Consider the following 3851-nt stretch of genomic DNA (forward strand, 5'->3'; position numbering starts at 1 on the left):
GACAGACGCTCGACGAGGTAGAGATCCTCTCAGGGAAGATTGATGAACTGTGGCACGACGGGTGGCGCGGATACGCGCCACTCGTCTATGACAACGAGAAGGTCGTTCCACACTCCGAAGAGTTTGTTACCGATGAAGGCGTCCACGTCAATCAAGTCGAATGCCTCTGGTCACTTGTGAATCCGTGGCTTCAGAAGTTCCGCGGCCTCTCGAAGTCGGGATTAGAGCAGTCCGTCCGAACCTACGGGTTCGTACGGACGCTAAACCTCGCCGGAGTACCATTGAGCGGACTCATTGACTGCTTTGCAGTGAACGTGTTTCGCTGAGTTATGCAAGAGCCTCATCGGTTATTCTCTTCTATACAGAGAATCGTTCAGGGTTCTGATTTGGGCTGAGTCAATGATCCGTTTCGGACGTGAGTATGTACCTCCTGAGTGTCGGGAATTGGAAGCCAATTTTATTATACTCGCCTTTGAAATCCTAGTGAATGTACGACCGGATTCTGCTTTCGACGGACGGCACAGTCGCGTCTGATCGGGCTGAAGCGCACGCATTCGACCTGGCGGCTATGCACGACGCTATCCTCCACGTACTCTACGTCGTCGACGAGGATGTCGTGACGGCCTACAGCGGTGACGAGTACGTCAACGAATCCGAAGGCCCCGAACACGGCCTTGAAGAACACGGCGAAGAAACGCTTTCGGAACTCCGGAGTCGAGCGTCGGACGCCGGTGTCGACATCGAGACAGCAATGCAACATGGTCAACCCGCCGAGACCATCGTTGCGTATGCCGATACCCAAGACATGGATTTGCTGGTACTTGGCACCAAACGCCGACCGGACGAATATCGCGCTCTACTCGGAAGTGTCACTGACCGCGTCCTTCGATTGACAACCCGGCCAGCGACCGTCGTGAAAACCGAAATCAGCGAGTAGTACACACCCAATCGCTAACGGCTATCGCCAGGTGTTGCTGGCTCCGATGACAGCGTCTCACGGACTTTCGCACAGTGAGGGCAACCCTCAGATTGGTACAGTTCGAGCATACCAACCGATAGGTCATTGTCTGGCCAGCCGTGAAATAGTCCCGACTAGCAGTGAGATCGGTGCAGTAACTGTAAAATAACTCGGTAACTACGCCGCTTACGTGCCCTCCACACACCCGATTATTAGGAGATTGATCGCTCAGGAGTAACTGCCGATGGTTGAAGCGGATTCGTCGATGTAGTCGCGGTCACCAACCGCAAAAACTCACCAACGTTTGTAAGCAGCTTGTTTTCGGCCTTCCGGAGGTGTTCTTCGTAGGTCGACTTCGAGACGTTCGTCCGCTCGGCAAGCTCCCGAAGCGACGTCCCGCGTGGTTGCCGGTAGTAGCCGTTTTCGAGGGCTAACTGGAGCGCAGCCAGTTGGCGGTCGGTGAGCGTGTCGAACAGTTGGTCGACCGGGGCCAACATACTGTGTGGAATCTGGGTCTCTTGGATCGCTGTCTTCGAGAGCAGCTCGATTTCTCGATCGTCGCGCAGATTCCCGAGTAGCGCTTGAATATCGCTCTCGTCGAAGGCAATAACGGTATAGTGTTCCCATCCCTGCCGGTAGATCGTCGGCGACTGATACAGGCAGTTGTGTTGTTCGAAGCGGTCGATCACTGACTCTTCGAACGAACACAGACAGGATTGCAGGACGACGTGGGTTCCCGTCTTGTCGGTCGACTCGTGAAGCTCAGCAAGGCGAGCTACCGGAAGATGCAGGAGAATATCGTCTGGGCGGCCGGATACAACGTCTTCGCACTCCCACTTGCAGCGGGCGTGTTGGCTCCGATAGGAATTCTGCTGTCACCTGCAGTAGGCGCACTGCTGATGTCGCTGAGTACGGTCATCGTCGCCATCAACGCCCAACTGCTCCGGCGAGTGGATCTGTCAATCCCCAAGCTTCCAGGAGTGTCATCACCCACTGACGCTCAAGTTGCAGACTGATGCGTTCGTATTGAATAAGATACAATTCCACCAAACGACTATCTAACTCAGTTGGAATTTCAACACAAATGCTCACGTTTTCTCAGCAAAGTTCCACTACAAAATTGTCAGTATCACCACGCGCGATATTGGCGTCCTCGATACGACAACAGGACTGTGCACCTCTGTATCTACTGTCGCTAGTATGGTCAAAGTACTAGAGTTCGTTTTCGAGTCGTTCTCGCCGTCGCTCGTATTCGTCGTCGGTCAGGTCGCCGCGAGCGTAGGCCGCGCGCAACTCCCCGAGAGCCGGATCCGACTCACCTTGGTCGGAGCCACGGAGCACTCTGTGACATCCTCCCCGTCGTGAACGACGGGGCTTCCCGTACCGCAGTTGGGATATTTGCCGGTCTACGACACGACGTGTTCTCGCGGGGCGAACGCCCCACTTTCTGAATCGAACAAGTATGTCGATGGCTGTGCCACACAGCCGTTACTCCTATCCTCGCCGTGAGGACTCGGAGTTATCTTCTGACGCATGTTCTCCGCCCCGTTGCAATCCGCGTTGGCTACCAACTCACAGGACTGGCAAACGTACAACCCACGGTGCTTCCGGTTCCTTTTCGTATCATCACCACACCGTGAACAGGTCTTTGAGGTGTTCCACTCGTTTTCTTTCAGCACTTCGACACCACGAATCTCGCCTTTGTAGTTGAGGTACTGGTAGATGCGGTCAAACGCCCACGTATGGAGTTTCTTGTTGCCGGTCTTGCCCCAATCGGACTCACGCACGTCTTCGGGCCAACTCACCGCGAGCGTGCCAACACCGCGTTTGACACACTCAGTGATGATGGCGTTCGTCAGCGTGTGGTAGAAGTGAGTCTCGCGGTCAGCGAGTTTCCGACGTGCCCACATCGACTTCTCCGATGGTCCGTTCTCACCTTCCGTGTCGTACTCAGCACGAGTGAAGTAGTGCTTGTCCTGTTTGAGCGATTTACCGGGGTAGAGAACGTATTCGTCGGGGAAGGCGACGGTGGCGATGTTCTTGATGCCGAGGTCGATGCCTGCCACATCATCGCCTGCGGAATCGAGTGTTTCGAGTTCGACTTTGCAGACGAAGTGCAGTTCCCATTCGTCGCCGTTCCAGACGGCTCGAACGTTCTGAACCTTGTTGACTTCCGAGAGGTCAACATCTGGTTGAGTCTGGTACTCGCAGAGCAGGAAGTCCGACCAATACTCTTTGAGGTTTGATCCTTTCGAGAGTCGGACGCGGTTGTTCCCGGGGTCGTGTTTGAACCCGTCTTCTTTGAACGTGACCGTGGAACGTGGTCGAGTGTCGCCGTGTTTGCGGTATCCGGGCGGATTCGCCTCGTCGTACTTGTGTCGCAGGTCAAACCACGACTGGAAAGCGTCGGAAAGTTCTTCAATGACTTTCTGACTGGATTGTGCGTTCAAGTCTTTCCAGCACGACTGATTCTTCATATACGATTTGAGCGAGCCTTCGTCTGGTATTTCACCGATTTCGTTCCAGATGCGGTCGGTTATCCATCGTGCGACGTTCCATATTTTCGAGGCGGAGTCTCCGAGCGAGTCGAGGCCATCGCAGACCTGCCGGTGGTTCTGGATGGAACCCACGTAGGTGCGAGTGACCTCAATCGCCATACATAGCCTATGTAGTCAAACCTACTTAATGGTGTGGATTACCGTTGAATATCCCGACCGTCATCGTCGGTGGATTGCGTAGGTGATGTCGGATTCACTCCCGTCGTAAACAGTAGTTGCCGAACCTAGGTGAGACTCTTGACGCTGGGCTGCGTTGTTCGAAAGATGGTTGAGACGGCTGAGGCAAGACAGGTCTGTCGTGCGGCTTCGACGTTGCTGTTCCCGGAACTGGATTT

At 54.7% G+C, this 3851-nt stretch carries 2 protein-coding genes and 4 pseudogenes; 3 read left to right on the plus strand and 3 right to left on the minus strand.

The window, feature by feature from the left end; all coding sequences use genetic code 11:
- Together O2S87_RS18200 and O2S87_RS18205 are read left to right on the plus strand one after the other, a co-directional pair.
- A pseudogene (locus tag O2S87_RS18200) lies at positions 1 to 326 on the plus strand (IS1595 family transposase); the annotation flags it as partial.
- Between the two features lie 161 nt (positions 327 to 487).
- Complete coding sequence (locus O2S87_RS18205; protein WP_475410151.1) at positions 488 to 937, plus strand: universal stress protein; 450 nt, start codon at positions 488 to 490, stop codon at positions 935 to 937.
- 233 nt (positions 938 to 1170) lie between these two features.
- Here the strand turns inward: O2S87_RS18205 and O2S87_RS18210 are convergent.
- A pseudogene (locus O2S87_RS18210) lies at positions 1171 to 1764 on the minus strand (helix-turn-helix domain-containing protein); the annotation flags it as partial.
- Here O2S87_RS18210 and O2S87_RS18215 point away from each other — a divergent pair.
- Positions 1702 to 1974: pseudogene (locus O2S87_RS18215) on the plus strand (heavy metal translocating P-type ATPase); the annotation flags it as partial. The pseudogenes O2S87_RS18210 and O2S87_RS18215 sit on opposite strands and share 63 nt — an antisense overlap.
- Positions 1975 to 2170: 196 nt before the next feature.
- Here the strand turns inward: O2S87_RS18215 and O2S87_RS18220 are convergent.
- Together O2S87_RS18220 and O2S87_RS18225 are read right to left on the minus strand one after the other, a co-directional pair.
- Positions 2171 to 2272, minus strand: a pseudogene (locus O2S87_RS18220) (SHOCT domain-containing protein); the annotation flags it as partial.
- 92 nt (positions 2273 to 2364) lie between these two features.
- The gene (locus O2S87_RS18225; RefSeq protein WP_475410152.1) at positions 2365 to 3615 is read right to left on the minus strand and encodes an RNA-guided endonuclease InsQ/TnpB family protein; all 1251 of its coding nucleotides are present in this window, start codon (positions 3613 to 3615) and stop codon (positions 2365 to 2367) included.
- Between the last annotated feature and the right edge of the window lie 236 nt (positions 3616 to 3851).

This window comes from Halohasta sp. A2, assembly GCF_056175805.1.

Bases quoted from the DNA above. Each gene is read 5' to 3' on its own strand.
- O2S87_RS18205 (WP_475410151.1), top strand. From the start codon at position 488: ATGTACGACCGGATTCTGCTTTCGACGGACGGCACAGTCGCGTCTGAT.
- O2S87_RS18225 (WP_475410152.1), bottom strand. From the start codon at position 3,615: ATGGCGATTGAGGTCACTCGCACCTACGTGGGTTCCATCCAGAACCAC.